The 20,761-nt window shown below is 71.0% G+C and carries 23 protein-coding genes; 8 read left to right on the top strand and 15 right to left on the bottom strand.

Annotated features, from left to right (window positions below; translation table 11 throughout):
* Nucleotides 1-273 precede the first annotated feature (273 nt).
* Nucleotides 274-1,578, top strand: coding sequence for a DNA polymerase IV (gene dinB, locus EYW40_RS00005; RefSeq protein WP_135819576.1), 1,305 nt, complete (start codon nucleotides 274-276; stop codon nucleotides 1,576-1,578).
* Between the two features lie 42 nt (nucleotides 1,579-1,620).
* On the top strand, nucleotides 1,621-2,793 hold the full coding sequence (locus tag EYW40_RS00010; protein ID WP_135819577.1) for a J domain-containing protein: 1,173 nt from the start codon (nucleotides 1,621-1,623) through the stop codon (nucleotides 2,791-2,793).
* On the opposite strand, the gene EYW40_RS00015 is transcribed toward EYW40_RS00010, so the two are convergent.
* The 5 genes from EYW40_RS00015 to EYW40_RS00035 all read right to left on the bottom strand — a co-directional run bounded on the left by EYW40_RS00015 (nucleotide 2,765) and on the right by EYW40_RS00035 (nucleotide 6,375).
* Nucleotides 2,765-4,018, bottom strand: coding sequence for a glycosyltransferase family 87 protein (locus tag EYW40_RS00015; RefSeq protein WP_135819578.1), 1,254 nt, complete (start codon nucleotides 4,016-4,018; stop codon nucleotides 2,765-2,767). The two genes, EYW40_RS00010 and EYW40_RS00015, sit on opposite strands and share 29 nt — an antisense overlap.
* Before the next feature lie 85 nt (nucleotides 4,019-4,103).
* A complete protein-coding gene (locus tag EYW40_RS00020) occupies nucleotides 4,104-4,763 on the bottom strand; it encodes a uracil-DNA glycosylase family protein (protein WP_202614396.1) in 660 nt (219 codons plus the stop codon).
* Between the two features lie 102 nt (nucleotides 4,764-4,865).
* Nucleotides 4,866-5,063, bottom strand: a complete 198-nt coding sequence (locus EYW40_RS00025; RefSeq protein WP_135819579.1) for a heavy-metal-associated domain-containing protein — start codon at nucleotides 5,061-5,063, stop codon at nucleotides 4,866-4,868.
* Between the two features lie 62 nt (nucleotides 5,064-5,125).
* Nucleotides 5,126-5,716 (bottom strand): AsnC family transcriptional regulator, encoded by a 591-nt coding sequence (locus EYW40_RS00030; protein ID WP_135819580.1) that lies wholly within the window; start codon nucleotides 5,714-5,716, stop codon nucleotides 5,126-5,128.
* Nucleotides 5,717-5,802: 86 nt separating this feature from the next.
* Complete coding sequence (locus tag EYW40_RS00035; RefSeq protein ID WP_135819581.1) at nucleotides 5,803-6,375, bottom strand: peroxidase-related enzyme; 573 nt, start codon at nucleotides 6,373-6,375, stop codon at nucleotides 5,803-5,805.
* Nucleotides 6,376-6,459: 84 nt separating this feature from the next.
* Here EYW40_RS00035 and EYW40_RS00040 point away from each other — a divergent pair, with 84 nt between their 5' ends.
* Both EYW40_RS00040 and EYW40_RS00045 read left to right on the top strand, forming a co-directional pair.
* Nucleotides 6,460-6,951: a metal-dependent hydrolase gene (locus tag EYW40_RS00040; protein WP_135819582.1), complete on the top strand. Its 492-nt coding sequence runs from the start codon at nucleotides 6,460-6,462 to the stop codon at nucleotides 6,949-6,951.
* A 51-nt stretch (nucleotides 6,952-7,002) separates the two neighbouring features.
* Nucleotides 7,003-7,281 carry a DUF7577 domain-containing protein gene (locus tag EYW40_RS00045; protein ID WP_135819583.1) on the top strand — a complete coding sequence of 93 codons (279 nt, stop codon included), beginning with the start codon at nucleotides 7,003-7,005 and terminating at the stop codon, nucleotides 7,279-7,281.
* A 45-nt stretch (nucleotides 7,282-7,326) separates the two neighbouring features.
* On the opposite strand, the gene EYW40_RS00050 is transcribed toward EYW40_RS00045, so the two are convergent.
* Nucleotides 7,327-8,304, bottom strand: coding sequence for a Gfo/Idh/MocA family protein (locus EYW40_RS00050; RefSeq protein WP_135819584.1), 978 nt, complete (start codon nucleotides 8,302-8,304; stop codon nucleotides 7,327-7,329).
* 94 nt (nucleotides 8,305-8,398) lie between these two features.
* On the opposite strand from EYW40_RS00050, the gene EYW40_RS00055 reads away from it, so the two are divergent.
* The 3 genes from EYW40_RS00055 (at nucleotide 8,399) to EYW40_RS00065 (ending at nucleotide 10,269) form a co-directional block, all read left to right on the top strand.
* Entirely contained in the window at nucleotides 8,399-8,881 is a 483-nt protein-coding gene (locus EYW40_RS00055) for a hypothetical protein (RefSeq protein ID WP_135819585.1), read from the top strand.
* Between the two features lie 64 nt (nucleotides 8,882-8,945).
* Complete coding sequence (locus EYW40_RS00060; protein WP_135819586.1) at nucleotides 8,946-9,401, top strand: hypothetical protein; 456 nt, start codon at nucleotides 8,946-8,948, stop codon at nucleotides 9,399-9,401.
* A gap of 28 nt (nucleotides 9,402-9,429) precedes the next feature.
* Nucleotides 9,430-10,269, top strand: a complete 840-nt coding sequence (locus EYW40_RS00065) for an aldo/keto reductase (RefSeq protein ID WP_135819587.1) — start codon at nucleotides 9,430-9,432, stop codon at nucleotides 10,267-10,269.
* 35 nt (nucleotides 10,270-10,304) lie between these two features.
* Here EYW40_RS00065 and EYW40_RS00070 read toward each other — a convergent pair whose 3' ends face one another.
* The 6 genes from EYW40_RS00070 to EYW40_RS00095 form a co-directional block, all read right to left on the bottom strand.
* On the bottom strand, nucleotides 10,305-10,616 hold the full coding sequence (locus EYW40_RS00070; protein ID WP_135819588.1) for a nucleoside triphosphate pyrophosphohydrolase: 312 nt from the start codon (nucleotides 10,614-10,616) through the stop codon (nucleotides 10,305-10,307).
* Between the two features lie 51 nt (nucleotides 10,617-10,667).
* Nucleotides 10,668-11,537 carry a succinate--CoA ligase subunit alpha gene (sucD, locus tag EYW40_RS00075; protein ID WP_135819589.1) on the bottom strand — a complete coding sequence of 290 codons (870 nt, stop codon included), beginning with the start codon at nucleotides 11,535-11,537 and terminating at the stop codon, nucleotides 10,668-10,670.
* Nucleotides 11,534-12,682, bottom strand: a complete 1,149-nt coding sequence (sucC, locus tag EYW40_RS00080) for an ADP-forming succinate--CoA ligase subunit beta (protein WP_135819590.1) — start codon at nucleotides 12,680-12,682, stop codon at nucleotides 11,534-11,536. Before sucC ends, sucD begins: the two co-directional genes overlap by 4 nt.
* Before the next feature lie 102 nt (nucleotides 12,683-12,784).
* Entirely contained in the window at nucleotides 12,785-14,446 is a 1,662-nt protein-coding gene (locus tag EYW40_RS00085; RefSeq protein WP_135819591.1) for a potassium channel family protein, read from the bottom strand.
* Between the two features lie 59 nt (nucleotides 14,447-14,505).
* Nucleotides 14,506-16,905 (bottom strand): amino acid permease, encoded by a 2,400-nt coding sequence (locus tag EYW40_RS00090; protein ID WP_135819592.1) that lies wholly within the window; start codon nucleotides 16,903-16,905, stop codon nucleotides 14,506-14,508.
* 69 nt (nucleotides 16,906-16,974) lie between these two features.
* Entirely contained in the window at nucleotides 16,975-17,250 is a 276-nt protein-coding gene (locus tag EYW40_RS00095) for a DUF8152 family protein (RefSeq protein ID WP_135819593.1), read from the bottom strand.
* 127 nt (nucleotides 17,251-17,377) lie between these two features.
* Between EYW40_RS00095 and EYW40_RS00100 the strand changes: the two genes are divergently transcribed.
* On the top strand, nucleotides 17,378-18,331 hold the full coding sequence (locus tag EYW40_RS00100; RefSeq protein ID WP_135819594.1) for a TIGR03557 family F420-dependent LLM class oxidoreductase: 954 nt from the start codon (nucleotides 17,378-17,380) through the stop codon (nucleotides 18,329-18,331).
* Between the two features lie 22 nt (nucleotides 18,332-18,353).
* Here the strand turns inward: EYW40_RS00100 and EYW40_RS00105 are convergent, their stop codons facing one another.
* The 3 genes from EYW40_RS00105 to EYW40_RS00115 all read right to left on the bottom strand — a co-directional run bounded on the left by EYW40_RS00105 (nucleotide 18,354) and on the right by EYW40_RS00115 (nucleotide 20,595).
* Nucleotides 18,354-18,812: a phosphopantetheine adenylyltransferase gene (locus EYW40_RS00105; RefSeq protein ID WP_135819595.1), complete on the bottom strand. Its 459-nt coding sequence runs from the start codon at nucleotides 18,810-18,812 to the stop codon at nucleotides 18,354-18,356.
* A 52-nt stretch (nucleotides 18,813-18,864) separates the two neighbouring features.
* A complete protein-coding gene (locus EYW40_RS00110; RefSeq protein ID WP_135819596.1) occupies nucleotides 18,865-19,653 on the bottom strand; it encodes a hypothetical protein in 789 nt (262 codons plus the stop codon).
* Nucleotides 19,654-19,722: 69 nt separating this feature from the next.
* Nucleotides 19,723-20,595 (bottom strand): nuclear transport factor 2-like protein, encoded by an 873-nt coding sequence (locus EYW40_RS00115; protein WP_135819597.1) that lies wholly within the window; start codon nucleotides 20,593-20,595, stop codon nucleotides 19,723-19,725.
* Between the last annotated feature and the right edge of the window lie 166 nt (nucleotides 20,596-20,761).

A 20,761-nucleotide genomic window follows, 5' to 3' on the forward strand; every position in this document is an offset into this window, starting at 1 on the left:
ACACGGACGTTAAGCCCGCCAGCGTTCCGGCAAGTACTGGAGTGCGCGAGCCTCTGGGACCACCGGATCGCCGCCTCCCACTCATACTACAGCCCAGTCGGCACCCGCCGACTGGGCTTTTCTCATACCATCCACGGAGCCATCAGGCTCCGCCACACCTCTCCCGTCGAGTAGCACGCTCGATGAGACCATCACCGCCCAGTACCGACAGCGGACCGCGACCGCCGTCCGCGCGCCGCGTCATTAATACCGCTTGGCTACCAACCGCCGGCCATGGACGGGCCGCAGCTCCCCGGCGTCCCCGACGCGGAGGACCGCGACCGGATCGTCCTCCACGTCGACATGGACTGCTTCTACGCGGCCTGCGAACGGCTCCGGGAGCCACGGCTCCGCGGCGAACCGCTCGTCGTGGGGATGGGGTACGAACCGGACGACGACATCGGCGCGGTTGCGACCGCGAGCTACGAGGCCCGAGCGTACGGCGTCGAGAGCGCGCAGGCCATCTCGACGGCGCTGGAGCGGCTGCCCCGGAAAGTCGACGCCCGGGAGGACCCGGACCTCGACCCGGCCGACGCGGGGTACTACCGGCCGGTGGACATGGACTTCTACGAGTCGATCAGCGAGAACGTGAAGGCGATCCTCCACGACTGCGCGGACGTGGTCCGCGAGGTGAGCGTCGACGAGGCGTACCTCGACGTGACCGACCGCACCGCCTGGGAGGTGGCGGAGGGGTTCGCGCGCCACGTGAAAAACCGGATCGAGCGTGAGGTGGGCGTCGTCGCCAGCGTCGGCGTCGCGCCGAACATGAGCACCGCGAAGGTCGCCAGCGACCGGGACAAGCCGGACGGCCTCGTCGTGGTCGACCCCGACGAGGTGGCGGACTTCCTCGCACCGCTGGACGTGGAGGAGATCCACGGCGTCGGCCCGGTGACCGCGCGGACACTTCGCGAGATGGGGCTGGAGACGGCGGGCGACGTCGCCGACGCGGACCCGCGGGACCTGGAAGCCGCGTTCGACAGCCGCGGCCGCGAACTGTACGACCGCGCGAGGGGGGCCGACGACCGCGAGGTGACGCCGACCGGTCGGCCGAAGAGCCTCTCCCGGGAGTCGGCGTTCGCGGAGGCGGTCACGGACCCGGACCCGAAACGGGAGCAGGTACGCACGCTGGCGACGGCCGTCGCCGACCGCGCCCAGAGGGAGGGCGCACTGTATCGGACTATCGGCATCAAGGCGGTGACGCCGCCCTACGACGTGAACACGCGCGCGCGGTCGTTGCCCGGTCCCGTGGACGAGCCGGAACTCGTCGAGGACGTTGCGCTGGACCTGCTGACGGAGTTCGCCGACGAGCCGGTCCGGAAGGTCGGCGTGCGCGTCTCGAACCTCAGCTTCTCGGCGGGCGACCAGGCGAGCCTCGACGGCTGGGGTGGCGGTACGGACGACGGCGCGTCGAGCGGCGACGACGCCGCAGCGGATCGGACTGGAACCGAGAGCGCGGTCGACGAGTCGGCTGATCGCCCGGCCCTCTCCGGACAGACGACGCTGAGCGACTTCCGCGGCCGACAGGATTACTTGCATTGAACCTATAAACCCTGGGTACGTTTCGGGAACCGAACACTCTCTATGACGCACGACTTCTACGATCTCCTCGGAGTCCCCGCCGACGCCTCCCAGGACGAGATCAAGGAAGCGTTCAGGAAGAAGGTACAGGAGGTACACCCCGACCTGAACGACGACCCCCGGGCACCGGCCCAGTTCACCGCTCTGAAGAAGGGGTACGACACGCTGAAAGACCCCGTCGAGCGGAAGGCGTACGACAGGCTCGGACACAAGGACTACGTCGCGAAGCGGCTGGAGGGGCTGCCCGACCCCGACCAGTGGAAGCCGGCCGACGCGGACGGCGACGCGGGCGGCGGATCGGGGACCACGAGCGGGTCGGCTTCGACGGGAGCCACGACCGCGGGACGGAGCGGCGGGTCGACCACGAGCACGACGGCCGGGAGCGCCGGCAAAACGGCCTCCTCCGGCGGCTCGGCGTCGGCGGACACGTCGACGAGTACGGGCACCGGGTCGGGGTCGTCGTCGCGGACGAACACCCGCACGCGGACGAGCACCGGGAGCGCGACCGCAGGCGGGACGCGAACCGGGACGACGAGTTCGGGGGGGACGAACGCGGGCGCGTCGACGAGCACCAGCAAGGCGGCGGCCGGGACGAGCGACGCGTCGTCGGAGGCGTCCTCGACGAGCACCCCCACGAGCGATACGACGTCTGGTCCCGGACTGGTCGAGCGCCTCCGGTCGCTCAACTACGGCTGGCCGGTCGTGTTCCTCACGTCGCTCGTCTACCTCGCGGGTGTGGGGCTGTACGCCCGCGGGCACGTCGGGGCGCTCCGGGAGTTCGCGGCGGCGGTGCGCGCGGCGGGGACGGACACGACGGCGCTCCGCGAAGCCCTGGTCGCCGGCGAGTACGGGCTGACGTCGGTGTTCGAGTACGTCCGGACGACGGCCGTCTCCGACGGGCTCCCGGGTGCCGGACTGCTCGTCGCCCTCGGAGCCGTCGCGCTGCCGGCGGTGTTTTTCGTCGTGGTCAGGACGACGCGGCGGTCGTTCGCCTGGCAGCCCACCTACCTCTACGTCGTGGCGGTCCTCACGCCGCTTTTCGGCCTCGGCGCGGGCGCGGCGGAGTACGACTGGCCGGTCGTGACCGTCGTCGCGTTCGGCGTCCTGCCGCTGCTGGCGGTCGTCGCCCTCCCGTTCAACGCCTTCGTCACGCCGCGGCTGAAGCGTCTGTTCTGACGGCCGCGCCGCCCTGCCGTCGGCGGTAGACTACACACGCCGCGAGCATCAGCAACATCCCGTACTCGATCGGCGAGGCGAACGTGAAAAGCGGGCGGACGACCGCGAACAGCGCCGGCCGGACGGCCTCGGGGAGCAGTCGGACGACGTTCTCGGCGTTGTTGAGCGTAAAGGAGAGGTTCGCCACGAACGCGCCCGCGACGAACGCCGTCCGCGAGGGGCGGTCGTCCATGAGGTACAGCAGCGCGACGAGCGGGAAGGCCAGATACACGTAGTAGATGAAGTAGGAGGGCAGCGCGAGCAGCGTCGCCGTCACGGTGCCGTGGATGGCGACGAGGCGGTCGACGCGGTCGTCGACCCCGGTGTAGAGGTAGCACACGACCGGCGCGAGCAGGAGGAAGGGGAGCGCGACGAGCAGCGTCGGGTCCATCTCGGGGAAGGCGACCGACAGCGGCCGGCGGAGCGTGATGTACGCGCTGTTGGGGTCCAGTCCGCCCTGGAACAGCTCCGCGCGGTTCCGCGGGAACAGCGCCTCCTCTAGATAGGTCCGCGTCGTCCCGACGCCGAAGACGGGCACGCCGAGCGCGAGCAGGCCGAGGCCGGTCCCCACGGCCGCGCCGACGGCGCGCCACGCGCGGCGGCGGAGGAACCAGACGCCGAACAGCGCCGGGAACACCTTGATGAACGCGGCCAGCGCGAACGCGACCCCGGACAGTTCCTCGCGGCCGCGGTCCAGCGCGACGAAGCCGGCGACGGTGAGCGCGGCCAGTTGCACGTTGACGTTGCCGTAGAACACCGACGGGACGGAGTGGATCGAGAGGACGAGGAAGCCGACGATCAGGCCGTAGTCGAGGCGGGAGAGCGAGCGCCCGGCGCGCTCGACGTAGCGCCCGAGCAGGACGCCGCCGGCCGCGCCGAACGCGGCCGCGCCGGCCGTGTGGACGAGGAAGCCGGGGACCCAGCTTCCGGGGACCGCGGCGGGGTAGAACGCGAGGACGGACAGCGGCGGGTAGAGGTATCTGTACGCCGGCCAGTCCGGCGGCGTCGCGGCGTAGAAGTCGCCGCCGGCCATCGCGGTCTCGGCGGCGTAGTAGTACACCTTGAAGTTGAGCGCGAACATGTCGGCGCGCCCGAACCACATCACCGCGGCCGTGCGGAGGCCGAAGACGACGCCCGTCGCGAGGACGAACCACGCGCCGAGCGGGTAGCCGCGAAACCGGTCCATACGTCACGCTCCGCGGGAACCCATACGTGTTTTGTGGAATCGACGGAACCGCCGGGGTCGGCCGGCGCGGGGCGATCGGCCGCGGTCAGCGGACCCGGTACGGTTCGCTCCCGGGGAGGAACCGCCCGAGGTCGCTCTCCTGTCGGTAGTCGGAGCCGAGGATCGCCTCCAGGCGCGCGCGGAGCCGGTCGGCATCCGTGTCGTCCCACTCGCCCGGGTCGCGCACGGGCACGACGAGGTAGCCGCGGCCGCGGACCTCGGAGCCGTGGATCGCCGGCATGTCCGTCTCGACCTGGTTGGCCTTCGCGGTGAACTCCGCGAGGACGTGGTCGGTCGCGCGCTCCCCGACCGGGAGGATGACGTGGGCGTTGATCGCCCGGAACTCGGCGTCGAAGAACGGTTCGAGCCGGGCGTACGCGTCGGCGTCGGGTGTCGCCCCGTCGGGCGGACAGCAGGCGTGGAGGTAGCTCAGAAACAGGTTCTCGGCCGTCGGCTCGTCGGCGTAGGGAGCACCGAGGAGGCCGACCTCGTGGAGCACCGACTGGAGGCGCTCGGCCCCCGCGGTGCCGGTAAACGGGACGCCGGTCCCCCCGCCGCCGTGGACGCCCGGGTGGTCGCCGACGACGTGGAAGTCCGCGTTGGCGTCGCCGTAGCCGAGGACGGCCGCGTGGCTCGCCGAGCAGGCGGCTTCACAGGGCGGCGACATGCCGAAGGGGTTCCGCGTCCGGTCGGTGACGTTCTGCACGGGGACCGGTAGGACGGAGACGCCTAAAACGGCCGCGGTTCGGCGGTCGCTGGCGGTCGCCGGCCACGCACCTCGACCCGATGTCCCCAGCCGACGACCCGGTTACGTCGAGGCCTCGTAGCCGGCCATCTCGACTTTCGTCACCAGCGTCTCGGGGTCGGCGTCCCCCTGCACCTCGGCGACGCTCTCGTAGCGGTCCGCCGAGGCGTCGTCGACGCCGTCGGCCATCTCCAGTGCCTTCTCGACGACCGCTTCGCAGCCCTGGCAGGTCATCCCGTCGACCGTGAGTTCTGTCGCCATACCCGGGGGAACGGAGCGTTCCTTTAGAACAGTTACGGCTCGGACGCTCCGGCCCGCGCCGCTCAGGCTGGGTCTTCCAACGGCTCGTAGCGCTCCGCGAAGTCGCTCCGGCAGGCAGACGAGCAGAAGTGATGGAGGCGGCCGTCGATCCGGACCGACTCGCCGTCGGCCGTGACGGTGTCGCCACACTCGTCGCAGTTCGGGGCGAACTCGGCGGCGTCGACCTGTGGGCTCCGCTCGGCGTCGGCGAGGAGGCGCACGTCGTAGTCGCGGACCTGGTCGGCGTCGACCGCGTCCGCGAGCATCGCTCCGACCTCGTCGGGCCGGACGGTCGCCTTCGCCACGACGCCCGCGTCGGCGGTGGCGAACACGTGCTCGACCTCGTCGACCTCGGCGAGGCGGCGCTTGACGTCGCCGACGGATCCGGGCCGGAGGTCGACGTCGACGAGTACCGACACGCCGTCGCTCAGCTTCGAGCGGTCGATGTCGAGCGTGAACCGCTCGATGACGCCGAGTTCCTCGAGCCGGTCGACGCGGTCGGAGACGGTCGGCGGCGAGACGCCGACCCGCTCGGCGATCTCGCTGTACGGGCGGCGGGCGTCGGCGGCCAGCAAGCGCAGAATGCCGAGGTCGGTGTCGTCGAGTTCGTGCATGCCCCGGCGTTGTGCCGTCGCCGCCAAACGCTTTTCGACACGCGACGGTTAATTTAACGCCGCGCGGCTGTTGCGACTGTCGGCGGTCATCGGCCCATCGTGTGGAACTCCTCGTTCGGCCGCATGTCCGCAAGCTGGGCCATCCGGTTCGAGAGGTTGAAGAAGGCGGCGACGGCCCCGATGTCCCAGATCTCCCGCCGGCTGAACCCGGCCTCGTGGAGGCGCTCGAAGTCGTCCTCGTCGACCGCCGCCTGGTTCTCGGTGAGCTCCACCGCCAGGTCGAGCATCCGGCGGTGGCGGTCGCTGACGTCCGCGTTCCGGTAGTTGGAGACGAGCTGGTCGGCCAGCAGCGGGTCCTCCGCGTAGATACGGACCAGCGCGCCGTGGGCGACGTTGCAGTAATAGCAATCGTTGACGCCGCTGACGGCGACGATTATCATCTCAATCTCCTCGCGGGTCAGGTCGCTGTCCTCGACCAGCGCGTCGTAGTACTGGAAGAACGCCCGGAACTGCGAGGGCCGGTAGGCGTAGGCGAGGAACACGTTCGGCGTGAAGCCGGCGCGCTCGGTCTCGGCCTCGATGCGCTCCCGCAGGTCCGCGGGCAGGTCCTCGACGTCCGGTACGGGGAACCGCGTCATGGCGTCTACGTCCTCGGCCATGCGCGGCGGTTCGGCACTAACGATTATGATGGTTTCGACCGGCGGACCGACAGCTTTCCGAGCGTCCGGCGCGTACCCCGGGCCGTGTATCAGCTGGGTCACTACGGGATCGCGATGCTCGTGTACGCGCCGGTCGGCGCGGCGCTCGTGCTCGCCGGGCACCCGTTCGCGGCGTACGTCGGCGGCGCGGTGATGGTCGGCACCGCGACGCTCCCGGACTGCGACCACCGCCTGCCGCTCGTCGAGCACCGCGGGCCGACCCACTCGCTGGCGTTCGCGCTGCTGGTCGGCGGCGTCCTGGCCGTCGCGGGGTCAGCGCTCGCGCCGGCCGTCGACGGGGTGCTCGGCCTTGACCCGGCCGTCCTCGGGTTCGCGCTCGGAACGCTATCGGTGTCGACCCACCTGCTCGGCGACGTGCTGACGCCGATGGGGATCCGCCCGCTGTGGCCGCTGTCGCGCCGCCGCTACTCGCTGAACCTGACGCCCGCGAAAAACCGGGTCGCCAACTACGGCCTGTTCGCGCTCGGCGTGCTCGCAACGGCGGTGACGGTCGTCGGCCTCGCCCGGGTCGCCTGACCGCGCTTCGCGGCCGTATCAACTAAGTATTGTCGTCTGCTAACAGCTAGCATGAACGCCCTCGTCACGGCGGTCCTGTACGCCGGCGTCGTCGTGCTGGTGCCCCTGCTCGTCGTGCTCCCCCTGCTCCTGCTGGAGCGCAGCCGGGACGACGGCAGGAGCCTCCCGAACCGGGCCGCCGGCTCGGGGTTCCCGCGGACGTCCGACGAGCGGTCCCGGGGGTCGGACGACGGGGCGGGAGACGCCGTCGCGTGCCGGACCTGCGGGGCGCTCAACGGGGCCGAGTACACGTTCTGCCACGAGTGTACGGACCGGCTCGGCGGGCGCTGACGGCGGCCCGCGTCGCCAGTCGACCGACCGGCTGGGGGCCCGAAGTTAGTCGAGCGTCGCGGGCGCGTCGGTCGCCGCGCTCTCCTTTATGGCGTCGATGACCGCGAGCGTCGCCGCGGCGTCCTCGGCGTCGGTCAGCGGCGTCCGCCCCTCGGCGACGCAGTCCGCGAAGTGGTCCGCCTCCAGCGCGTACTGGTCGACCGGCTCGAACGTCTCGGTGACGGTCCGCCCGTCGACCGCGTAGGTCAGCGTCGGCTCGGTCACGTCGGACGTGTTGAACGCGTCGGTGACCTCCAGCCAGCCGTCGGTCGTCTCGACGCGGTAGTACTGGGTCTCCGGCGTCTCGAACCCGGACGACACCTGCGCCGTCGCGCCGCCCTCGTACTCCAGCGTCGCGGCGGCCTCCGTCTCGACGCCCGCGCCCCGCGCGTCGTTCGTGGTGCCGACGACCCGCTCGGGCTCGCCGAGGAACTGCCGGGTCGCGTGGATGGCGTAACAGCCCACGTCCATCAGGCTCCCGCCGGCCAGGTCGGGGGAGAGGCGGATGTCGTCGGGGGTGTCGCCCATGCGGAACGAGAACCGCGACTGCACGGAGCGCACCTCGCCCAGTTCCTCCTCGACGACTTCGATGGCCCGCTCCGTGCGGGGGTTGTACCGGTACATGAACGCCTCCATCAGCGTCACGCCCCGCTCGTCGCAGTACTCGCCCAGTTCGCGCGCCTCGTCGGCGTCGACGCCGAGGGGCTTCTCGCAGAGCACGTGGAGGCCGGCGTCGGCCGCCCGCTCCGTCCACTCGGCGTGGTGGGCGTTCGGCAGCGGGTTGTAGACGGCGTCCAGCCCGTCGTCCTCCAGCAGCGCCTCGTAGCTCCCGTACGAGCGGGGGATCCCGTGGTCCTCCGCCGCCGCCGCGGCGCGGTCGCCGTCCCGGGACGCGATCGCCACGACGTCGTGGTCGGTGCCGTCGAGCGCGGGGATGAAGGCCGTCCGAGCGATGTGTGCCGTGCTGAGTACGCCGAAGTTCATACCGCAGCTTCGGCGCGAGGTGTCAAAAAGCCGCGGAAAGCGTCACCGCGGGAGGGGGTCGGTTTTCATCGTACCAAGATTTAAAAGAAGACACGTGGTATCCAAGACCAATCAGTTCATGACGACGAACGGGGGAGCGGCCGACCGGGGGATAGGGGTATCGACGATCAGCGACGGCGGCGTGTTCGACGATGGCGACGCGGAAGACGGCGTCCGGGACACGACGGCGGGCGAACTGTTCCGCGAACTGCGGGACGAGGCCGAGACGGACGGGCTTGACGCGACGTTCGACGGGTCCGCCGACGAGATAGTCGCCGACGCTGAGGGACACAGCTACGAACGGTTCACCGACGGCGGGCAGGCGATCGCGGCGGGGAGCGAACTGGACGACCTCCTCATCCCGGACCGAAAGGAGGGCGACGAGTTCCACTGGGTCGACCCCGACGGCGGGGACGACGCGAGCGAGGCCGCGGACGTCGGCGACGGCACCGAGGCGTCCGCCGACTCGGCCGACGAGTCGTCCGCGGGGAGCGGCGGCATCCTCGGCGCGGTTCGGTCGCTGTTCGGCCGACGCTGAGGCCGGCACCGGGGTCGCGTCACCGCCCGAAAGCGCCTACTTTCGCCCCGCCGTAGGGGGTCGCATGGTCGACGCTGAAGCGCTGTCGCTCGGGCTGGTGCCGCCGCTGGCGGCGCTGCTGCTCGCCGTCTCGGTGCCCGTCCCGCCGTGGGTCCGGCTCCCGGCCGCCGCGGCGCTCCTGCTGGCGGGCGCGGCCGGCGGCTACGTCGCGGGGACGCTCGCCGGCGGCGACCGACGACGACGCGCGCTCCACGGCCTCGCGAGCGGCGGGACCGCCGGCGTCCTCTTCGGCGGGTCGCTGGCCTACGCGATCCACGAGAGCGCCGCCCCGCGCCACACCGTCTACTGGTGGCTCCACTACGCGGTCGCCACGAACACCCCGCCGGACGTCGTCGTCGCGTACGGCTACTACGTCCTCGCGGGCGTCGGCGTCGCGGCGGCGCTCGCGTACGCCGCCGGCGGCGCGGTCGCCGCGGGGGCGACGATGACGGAAGGCGACCGGGGGTTTCGCTACAGTTAACGGCGTCGCGTGAGGGGATCGAACCGTCATGACTCTCCCGACCAAGACGCTCCCGAGCGGCGACGAACTGCCGGTGGTCGGCGTCGGCACGTGGAACATCGGCGGCGACACCGTCCGCGAGGCCGTCCGCGCCGGCCTGGACGCGGGCTACGCGCACGTCGACACCGCCGAGGGGTACAAAAACGAGGCCGAGATCGGCGAGGCCCTCGCGGACTACGACCGCGACGACGTGTTCCTCACGTCGAAGGTGCTCCCGAAGAACCTCGCGTACGAGTCGGTGATCCAGTCCTGCGAGGCGTCGCTGGAGCGACTGGGCACCGACTACCTGGACCTGTACCTGATCCACTGGCCGAACCCGGCGATATCCCTCCGGGAGACGCTGGACGCGATGGCGACCCTGCACGACGAGGGGAAGGTGCGCAACGTCGGCGTCTCGAACTTCAGCGCCTACCAGCTCAGCTGCGCCCAGCACGTCTCCGACGTCCCCATCGCCGTCAACCAGATCGAGTACCACCCGTGGTTCCAGCGCCCGGACCTCGTGGAGTACTGCCGCGAGACCGACACCGTGATCGAGGCCGCCGCGCCGCTCGCCCGCACGGAGATATTCGAGAGCGACGTCGTGGCGGACCTCGCCGACTCCTACGGCAAGTCGCCCGCGCAGGTCGTCCTCCGCTGGGCGGTCGAGAACGACGTGGTGCCGCTCCCGAAGTCCTCGACGCCCGAGCACGTCCGCGAGAACGTCGAACTGTTCGACTGGGAACTCGACGACGCGGACCGGCAGCGCCTCGACGAGGCCGACCGCGATCGGCCGGTGTACGACTACCCGTCGCGGGACTGGACCGGCGACGTGTACGGCATCTCGGAGTAGCGCCGTCGGGGCCGCGCGGCCGCCGCCGACCGCGGCTACTCGACGCGCTCCAGTACGACCCGCTCTTCGAACCGCCCGCGGTCTTCCGCTTTCTCCGCGCGCAACGCCGCCAGTTCCGCCTCCGTCAGCCCCGCTAGCTCGCGGAGCGCGTGTACGACCTCCAGTACGTCGGCCAGTTCCTCGGGGTCGCCGTCCTCGCGGTACTCGCGAACTTCCTCGTCCAGTTTCTCGCGCAGGCGGCGCTCGTACTCCGCGCCGTCCGCGACGTGTGTCACCGGCCGCTCGCCGTCCGCCTCGATCAGCTCCGGGATCCGGTCCCGGACCAGTTTGTCGTACTCGCGTGCCATACCCGCTGCTCGCGGGCGGCGGGCAAAAAACCGGGAGAACCGCGCGTCGGCCTACAGCAGGTCCTCGACGGCGTCGGCGACCTCCCCGGGGGTGTCGCCGACCGGGACGCCCGCGTCGTTGAGCGCCTGGATCTTCGACTCGGCGGTGCCGGTGCCGCTGCCGGAGACGATGGCGCCGGCGTGGCCCATGCGCTTGCCCGGCGGGGCCGTGCGGCCGGCGATGAAGCCGGCGACCGGCGTGTCCATGTGCTCGCCGATGTACGCCGCGGCCTCCTCCTCGTCCTCGCCGCCGATCTCGCCGCACATGACGACGGCCTCGGTGTCCTCGTCGGCCTCGAACAGTTCGAGGGCGTCGACGAAGTCCGTGCCGATGATCGGGTCGCCGCCGATGCCGATGGCGGTCGTCTGGCCCAGGCCGCGGTCGGTCAGGTTGTCGACGACCTGGTAGGTGAGCGTCCCCGACCGGGAGACGAGGCCGACGTTGCCCGAGGAGAAGATGTTGCCGGGCAGGATGCCCAGTTTCGCCTCGCCGGGCGTGATGATGCCGGGGCAGTTCGGCCCGATGAGGCGGGTGTCGACCTCGTCGAGGCGCTTGTTCACGCGGGCCATGTCCTGCGTGGGGATGCCCTCCGTGATGGCGACCGCGAGGTCGATCGGCGCGTCGAGCGCCTCGAAGACGGCGTCGCCGGCGAAGGCCGGCGGCACGAAGATCACCGACGCGTCGGCGTTCTCCTCGCGCGCGGCGGCCTCCACGGTGTCGTAGACGGGGACGCCGTGGACCTCCTGGCCGCCCTTGCCCGGCACCGCGCCGGCGACGACGTTGGTGCCGTACTCGATCATCTGCTCGGCGTGGAAGTTGCCCTCCCCGCCGGTGATGCCCTGCACGACCACTCGGGTGTCGTCGTCGACGAGAACACTCATGCTTCCACCTCCTCGGCGTAGTCGACCGCACGCTGGACCGCGTCCTCAAGTGTCTGCTCGACGGTGACGAGGTCCTCGTTCAGGATCTCGAGGCCCTCCTCCCAGTTGGTGCCCGCGAGGCGCACGACGACGGGCTTGGGGATCTCGTCGAACTGTTCCAGGGCTTCGTTGATGCCGCGGGCGACCTCGTCGCCGCGGGTGATGCCGCCGAAGATGTTGAACACGACGCTGTCGACGTTGTCGTCGGAGAACACCATGTCGAGGGCGTTGGCGATCCGCTCGGCCTTCGCGCCGCCGCCGACGTCGAGGAAGTTGGCGGGCGCGCCGCCGTAGTAGTCGACGAGGTCGAGCGTCGTCATCACGAGGCCCGCGCCGTTGCCGATGATGCCGACGTTGCCGTCGAGGCGGACGTAGTCGAAGCCGTACTCGTCGGCCTTCTGCTCCAGTTCGTCGCCGGACGCGGACTCGTCCTCCATCTCCGCGATCTCGGGCTGGCGGAACAGGGCGTCCTCGTCGATGTTCATCACGGCGTCGGCCGCGATGACCTCGTCGTCGCTGGTGACCATCAGCGGGTTGATCTCCGCGTCGGCCCCGTCCTTGTCGTCCCACAGCTGGTACAGCGTGCGCAGGACGCTCGCCACGTCGTTGGCGACGGCGCGGTCGACGCCGGCCTCGTAGACGGCCTTCCGGGCCTGGTAGGGGTGCATCCCGAACGCGGGGTCGACGTGCTCGCGCACGATGGCGTCGGGGTCCTCCTCGGCGACCTCCTCGATGTTGACGCCGCCGCGGGTCGACACCATCGCCACGGGCTTGCCCTCGCCGCGGTCCATGGTGACGCCGACGTACAGTTCGTTGACGAAGTCGACCGCCTCCTCGACGAGGACCCGGTCGACGTGGATGCCCTTGAGGTCCATCCCGAGGATCGACTCGGCCGCCTCGCGGGCCTCCTCGTCGCTCTCGACCAGTTTGATACCGCCCGCCTTGCCGCGGCCGCCGACCTGTACCTGCGCCTTCACAGCCACCGGATAGCCGATCTCCTCGGCCGCTGCCAGGACCTCGTCGACGCTGTCCGCCAGTTCGGAGGCGGGCGTCGGGATCCCGGCGTCGGCGAAGACTCCCTTCGCCTGGTACTCGTGCAGTTTCATTATTGGCTCGGGCAGTACTTCCGAGGACGGCGAGTTAGTTGTGTCGAAAGTTATCAGGGTGGCCGCGAGGTGCGTCGCGCACTAATCCGCCTTGGGTCCGGGTCACGCCGCGTCGACCGTCCGCTCGAACTCGCCGATCCCCTCGTCGCTGCCGGCGACGAACACCTCGTCGTCGGCGCGGATCGTGGTGCGCTCGTCGGTGCGGACCTCGCCGTCGCGCACGACGCCGGCGACCATCCACCCCCTGTCCCCGACCCGGCGCGTGTCCCCGAGCGCCTCGCCCGCGAACGGCGCGGCATCGGCCCGGACCAGCCGGATCTGGTTCGTGGGGTCCATCACGCGCTCGCCGTGGACCTCGGAGGCGACGAGCCGCGCGCACACCCGCTGGACGGAGAGGACGTAGTCCGCGCCGGCCCGGAACGCGGCCGACGCCTTCTCGGCGTCCGTCACGCGGGCCAGTATCTCCACGTCGGACGACAGCGACCGGGCCATCGCCACGGTCAAAAGCGCCGTCGCGTCGTCGTCGACCGTGACGACGAGCGCGGAGGCGTCGTCGATGCCGGCCTCGCGGAGCGTCTCGGGTTCGGTCACGTCCCCGACGACGTCCGGGTCGGCCGCCGCGTCGTCGTCGATGGTCGTCGCCGCGACGTCGTCGGGGAAGGCGTTCACCGCCGCCATCCCGCCCTCGCCGAAGCCCGCGACCAGAACCCGGGAATGTGCGGCGGTCCTGCTGACGCGGACGTCGCTCAGGTCGCTGGCCACGTCGTCGATCTCGCCCGCCGGGCCGGCGACGACCAGCACCGTGTTGGGCGTGAGCCGCTCGTCGGGCGACGGCGGCAGCCGCAACTCGCCGTCGAACCAGCCGGCGACGAGCGTCAGGTTCGGGTGACTCGCGAGCGGCGACTCGCGCACCGTGACGCCGTGCAGCGGGCTGTCCCGCCGGACGAGTATCTCCCGGATCACCACGCCGCCGTCGTCGTCGACCGGCGCGTCGACCGCGACCGGCGTCGCCGCCTTCTCGGCGAGCCGTTGGCCGATGAGCGCGTTCGGCGCGACCCCTCTATCCACGCCGACCTCCGTCAGCGCCGCCTTCCGGCGGGTCGATTCGAGGAAGCTGACGACCCGCAGGTCCTCGTTTTCCTCCAGGGCCGTCAGGACGATGCTCGCGGTGCGGTCGCCCGCGTCGGTGATGAGCACGTCGGCCCGGCCGACGGTGGCGCGGCGGAGGTCGTCGCGGTCCTCCGGGTCGCCGTTTATCGCCTGGTAGCCGTCGTCCGAGAGCCGCTTTGCCTCGTCCTCCTCGGAGTCGACGAGCACGTAGTCCACGTCCAGTTCCTCTAGCTCGTCGAGCAGTAGCTCCGCGTTCCGCTGGTACTCGGCGACGACGACGTGGTCGTCCTTCGTCGAGAGCCGGTCGTCCAGGTTGAGCGGCGTTCGCTCGAACAGCGGGATGACGAGAACCCGGAGCGTGACGAAGCCGATCACCACGCCGGTCACCTGGATCGTCACCATCAACACGTTCATCGCCGGGGTGTCCCACGGCGCGTCCGCGCCGAAGCCGGTCGTCGTCATCGTCTCGACGACCGTCTGGAACGACCGGAAGATCGACTGGGGGCGGCCCTCCAGCGCCGCCATCCCCCAGTTGTAGACCACCGTGAGCAGGAGGACGACGGTCCCCAGCCCGACCGCGTACACCACCAGGAGCCGCTGGCGCTGCGTCAGGTCCTTCGGTCGGAACCCCTCGATGTCTCGAAGTTCTCGCATTCGCTGGTTCGTCCCTGTTCGCCCGGCAGGTTAAATGACCGGTCGGAGCAGGCAACGACTCAGTCCTGACTCGGGGTCGAACTCGTCCCCTGCACCCCCATCCGGCGGTTCCGGCTCCGCAGGCCGACGACGGCCCGGTACAGCGGGAACAGCAGCCCTTCGATCCGGCCGCGGACGCCCGTCTCGCCGGCGTACACGACGACGGGGACGCCGGCCGCCGCCGCCCGCTCGATGACGCGGTCCGGCGTGCTCCCGAGCACCCACTGGCGCAGCGCCCGGGTGCGCGACGCGCCGATGACGAGTATCCCGCCGTTCTCGGCCGCCGTCGTCACCAGCCCCTCGGCGACGGTGTCGGCGGTGACGTCGTGGACCTCGACCGACTCGGCCGACGGCAGGCCGCTAAGCGTCGAACTGGGGTCCTCGGCCGTCCCGCCACCGCCGCGCGGATCGACGTTGACGACGTGGACCGCGGCCCCGTTACCGGCCAGCCTGTCGACGAACGGCAGGAGCGCCTCGTGGTGGGGCCCGCCGCCCGCGCCGACGTTGACGACGGAGGGAACGCCGGTGGCGGCGTCGGGGAACCCGTTCACGTACAGCACGTCGCAGGGGGCGCTGTACTCCACCCGCTCGGCGATGTCGGGGTGGTCCTCGGGGTAGCCCATGAGGATGAGGTCGGCCCCGTGGTTCCGCGCGGTCTGGACGATGCCGAAGCCGACGTCGCGGGAGACGTGCCCCTCGACGGTGTACTCCACCTCGACCCCGGCGGCGGCGAGTTCGTCGCCGATCCGGGTGGCGCGCTCCTCCGCCGTGTCGACGACCATCTCGCTCGGCGTCTGGTCGGGGATCCCGGTGACGGTTATCACCTGCACGACGGGGTCGTCGGCGTACTGCTGCCCGACGGTCGCCGCGAGGCGGACGTACCGGGGCGCACGGTCGGGACGGCGAACAGGGACGACGATCCGGAACCGGTCCTCGTCCCCCGTCCCCGTGCCCTCGCCCGCCGTCGACGCCACCGGCGCCTCGTCGGGGTCCCGACCGCCGCCACCGCCGCCGACCGACCGCCTGGCCGCCTCCTCCGGGGAGTACGGCGAGACGACGCGCTCGAACAGTTCCCCGGTCTCGGGCGCGCCGCCCCAGACCAGATAGGCGGCCACGAGCCCCGTGATGACGATCGTGCCGACCACGACGCCGGTGACCGGAAGGTTCGTGATCAGCGCGAGGTTGGCGAGGATGCCGACGACCGGCAGGAGCGGGACCAGCGGGACGCGGACCGGTCGCTCGATGTCCGGGAAGCGCCGCCGCGAGACGATCAGCGCGACGTTGACAACGGACAGCGGCGCGAGCAGGTTGAACGTCGCGAAGCCGGTCAGCGCGTCCAGTCCGAGGCCGAGGCCGAGCGGGCCGCCCCCGGCGGGAAACGCCATGATGAACGCGACGATCATGACGACGATGGTCGCCGTGACCGTCCCGACGCTCCAGAACGGCGTGCCGTAGACGGGGTGGATCCGCGAGAACGGCCGCGGTGCCTGCCCCTGTCGGCCCATCAGCGACCCGATGCTGCTGGCGGCGAGCACGCTCGCGTTCGACGCGCTCACCATGCTGAAGATCGCGCCGGCGACGATCAGGGCCATCCCGACGTTGCCGAGGAAGGCGTTCGCGACGGTGCCCATCGCCGTCTCGCCCTCCTCGGCGATGACCTCCGCCGGGATCGGCGCGTTCACCATGGCGACGATGACGAACGCGTAGAGGATCGTGACGGTGACGATGCTCGCCGCGATAGCCCGCGGGACCGTCTTCCGGGGTTCGATGATCTCCCCCGCGCTGGCCGCGATGGCGGAGAACCCGAAGAACGTGATGAACGCCAGCGCCGCGATGGAGACGATCCCGCCCACGTCCGTCGAGAACGCCGCCGTGAACGACCCGACCGTCTCCGCCGGGGCCTTGTACGCGAACGCGCCGCCGATGAAGGCGATCAGGACCGCCACCTTCGCGCCGCTGACGATCACCTGGAACGCCCCGCTCTCCTCGGTCCCCTGCGCGTTGAGCGCGCCGAGCAGGACGGCCGCCAGGACCCCGATCGTCCCGTGGGGGATGGGCCACCCGTGCGGGACGATGAACTCGAAGAACCACTCGTCCATCGTCGCGAGGTAGAACGCCGTCGTCCCGGTGTAGCCGAGAAACAGCGACGCGCCGACGCCGTACTCCAGCAGGTCGCGGTCGAACGTCCGCGAACTGAAGAGGTAGCCGCCGCCGTTCTCCGCGTAGATCGACGCGAACTCCGAGTACGACGCCGCGGTCACGCCGGCGATGAGCGCGGCGATGACGAAGGAGAGTATCGCGCTGCTCCCGACGACGGCCACCGCCTGCCCGGACAGCGAGAAGATGCCCGCCGCTATCATCGTCCCAAGCCCGAGCGCGAACGCGACCCAGAACCCGAGCGTACGGGTGTGTTCGACCATACGATCGGTTCGTCGGGGACCCGGTAAAGCGCCAGTGTCCGGCCGGTTACCTGTCCCGGTCCGTACCGGTCACCCGTCGGGCAGGATCGCGTCGGCCAGCGCCCGCGCACGCTCGACGTGCTCGTCCGCCTCCGGGTGGCCGGTCCCCTCCACCTCGGCGAGCAGGTCCTGGACGTGGCCGACGCGCTCCGCGACCGTCCCCGGCGGCAGGTCGCTCCCGGCGAGGTCCGCCGCCACGGCCTCCGCCTCGCCGATCCACCGGCTCGCGTCGCGTTCGACCGGTAGTTCGGCCGTCGCGGCGAGGCGCTCGTACAGTTCCCGGAGCGTCGCGTCGTGGTCGCTCACGACACGGGATCGAACCGCCAGCGCCGTGTGGGTTATGCCCGCGGCCGGCCGGCGTCGCTTCCCCCCGGCCCGACAGGTAACGCGAGCGTGGACTGGCGCTTAACCCGCTCCCCGTGGAACCGCGGCCATGCCCGACTTCGGCTTCGCCCTGTCGAGCGAACTCCACGGCCCGAACGAACTCGTCGACCACGCGGTCCGCGCCGAGGAACTCGGCTTCGACTACCTGACGATATCCGACCACTACCACCCGTGGATCCCCGCACAGGGCGAGAGCCCGTTCGTCTGGTCGACGCTGGGCGGCGTATCGCGGGCCGTCGACGGGATACCGGTCGAGACCGGCGTCACGTGCCCGATCATGCGGATCCACCCGGCGATAGTCGCGCAGGCCGCCGCGACGGCGGCGACGATGCACCCCGGGACGTTCTCGCTCGGCGTCGGCACCGGCGAGGCGCTGAACGAGCACGTACTCGGCGACCACTGGCCCGAGCAGCCGGTCCGCCTGGAGATGCTGGAGGAGGCGGTCGCGGTGGTCCGGAAGCTCTGGTCCGGTGAGCAGGTGAGCCACCACGGCACCCACTTCGACGTGGAGAACGCCCGCTTGTTCACGCTCCCCGACGAGGAGCCGGACGTGCACGTCTCGGCGTACGGCGAGCGCGCCGCCCGGACCGCCGCCGAGATAGGCGACGGCCTCGTCTCGGTCGGCCCGCAGGAGGACGTCGCGGAAGCCTTCGCGGACGCCGGCGGTGAGGGGCCGAAGTACGGCCAGTTGAGCCTCTCCTACGCCGAGACAGAGGACGAGGCGGTCGAGGCCGCCTACGAGCGCTGGCCGAACACGGCGCTGACGGGCGAACTCAGCTCGCTGCTGCCGACCCCGACCCACTTCGACCAGGCCTGCGAGATGGTCGAACCCGCCGACATCGCCGAGGGGAGCATGGTCACGGACCCAGACCCGAACGCCCACGTCGAGAACGTCGGCGCGTTCGAGGACGCGGGGTACGACCGCGTGACGCTCATGCAGGTCGCCCCGGACGTGGAGGGGGTACTGGAGTTCTACGCCGAGGAAGTGATGCCGTCGTTCTGACGGCGGGGACGCCCCGTCGAGTTCAGAGCACGTTGCCGTGCTCGTCTATCTCGCCGCGAACCACGCGCGTCGAGGAGATCCGCTCCCCGTCGTCGGCGAGGACGTGCGGGACGACTATCTCCGCCAGCGGCTCGAACCCCCGTTCCTCGCGCCGGCGGTTGATCGCCGCCACCCGGTCGTCCGTCTCCGGCGAGACGACGATGGCGTCGAGCGCCGGGTCGTCGTCCGCGAAGCCGTACTCGTCGTCGATCCGCCGGATCTCGACGTCGCAGCCGCGCCCGTCGAGGCGGTCCAGTTCGGCCGCCACGCGCTCGCGGCGCTCCTCGAACGGCGGCACCGGGCGGTCCCGGGACGACCGGGCCAGGTCGTCGCTCGTGACCCCGACCACGACGCCCCCGTCGCCGCGCTCCAGCGCCGCCTCGAACAGGGCGCGGTGTCCGTCGTGGATCGGGCCGAACGTGCCGGCGACGACGACTCGCATAAGGGGAGTTGGTCCCGGAGCGGCTTATACGGTCGGCCGCGCTCCGCCGGAGCTAGTCGGACCCGTTACCGAGCGTGACGACGCCCTCGCCGGCGGCGAAGTTGACCCGTTTCTCCTCGCCGACGGTCAGGCTCACCGTCGCCGCATCGAGCGTTTCCGGGCGCTCGAAGCGCACGGCCACCGTCCGTGAGGTCAGGTCCGCCGTGTAGACGCAGGGGTGGCGCTCGCAGCCGAACGCGCGGATCCCGTCGTCGGTCGCCTCGACCCGCTTGACGTGGGGCGTCACCGTCCCGGACCCCCAGCCGGTCTGGGCGACCAGCACGGCCTCGCTCCCGAAGTCGGTCCCCTCGACGAGCGCGACCGCCTCGGAGTCGGAGTCCTCGAGGCGTTCCAGGTCCGACTCGTCGGTCAACAGCGTCGCATAGTACTGGGAGTTCTCGTTGGACTCGTCCAGCCGGAGCCCCTCGTCGGCGAGACACGACCCCCGCCCGTTCGCCTGCGAGAACGCGACTGACGGCTCCGCGGCCATGTTCTCGCAGAGCCAGAGCGGGTCGCGGCCGTCCTCCGGCGGGTCGCAGTCCGGCTCCGATATCTCGTACGGCGGTTCGTCGACGCGGGCGACGCCGTCGGGCAGTTCGCCGTCGAGTTCGGTCCCGCCGTTTTCGCCGTTCCCGTCGTCCTCCGTCTCGGTGCGGTCGGGGGTCGTCGCGCCGTCGTCGGTCTCCGGGTCGTCGCTCCCGTCGGCGTCACCGCCCGGACCGCCCTCCGACAGACACCCAGCGAGCGCGGTGCTCGCGAACGAGACGCCCGCGACGAGTGCTCGTCTCCGGTTCAGTTCCATACGCCACGGTGGGCGGTAAGGTATGAATCCCTTCTGTAGACTCAAATCGCCGGTTGACCTACGGAGCGGCTACGTCCCGCCGTCGATGGAGTAGACGTACCAGTTCCCCTCGTACGTGCGGACCTGGTACACCGTCTCGAACGTCGTCGTTTGCTCCTCGCCGTCCTGGGTGTAGGTCATCTCGAACTCCACCGCCACGGACGCGCGGTCTTCGGACATCTCCTCCATGTCCATCGACAGGACGGTGATCTCGCCGCCGGAGCCGCTTTCCTCGGGCGAGGTGGTCGCGGTCCCGTCCGGGTGGACGACCGCCGCCATCGCTTCGGCGTCGTCCTGCTGCCCGGCCTCGACGTACGCCTCGACGGCTTCCCGGGGCGACGCCGCGCCGTCGCCGACCTGACCGCCACCGGACTCGCCGTCGCCCGACGGTTCGGCCACTTCGACCGTGGCCGACGCCGCTTCGTTCGGGGATATCTCGACTTTGTACTCGCCGCTCTCGGGGATCTCCCTGAGCCACGTGTCCGACGAGTCCGTCCCGGCGTTCAGCAGGAAGTGCCCGCTCCTGCTGATGAACGCCAGCGTGGTGGCGTCGTTCTCGCTGTCGACGCTCACCCGGACCCGCGCCCCGGCTTCCAACTCGAGGGTGAACCGGTTCGTCTCCGTCACCCGCTCGTCGAACACCGTCTCGAACCCGTCGTCGCCCTCCTCCGTCGTGCCGTCGTCGGTCGAGGTCCCGTCGCCCCCGCCCTCCGTGCTCCCGTCGGATTCGGACGTGTCCACTCCGCCGCCGTCGGTGGAGTCGCCCGGATCGCCGCCGTCATCGCCCGTGTCGCCCGAGTCGCCGCCGCCCGAGCAGCCGGCGACCCCCGTCACCACGGCCGTCGCCCCGACCGCCCGGAGCGCCCGGCGTCGGCTCCATCGGTCGGTCCTTTCCTCCGTCATCCGTCGACACCCCCAGTCCGGTTCGGTTGCGCTACGTTGGTGTGGGACATGAACTATATTCTATCGGACCCGTTTTCGAGGGGACAAGTAAAGTTGAGACGCTACCTGTGTAGTGCCACGTCGACGGAGACCGCCGGACACCGCCGTTGCGCCGGACGCCGCGCTC

The sequence above is a fragment of the Halostella litorea genome (assembly GCF_004785955.1).
GTDB classification, from domain to species: Archaea; Halobacteriota; Halobacteria; order Halobacteriales; family Natronoarchaeaceae; genus Halostella; species Halostella litorea.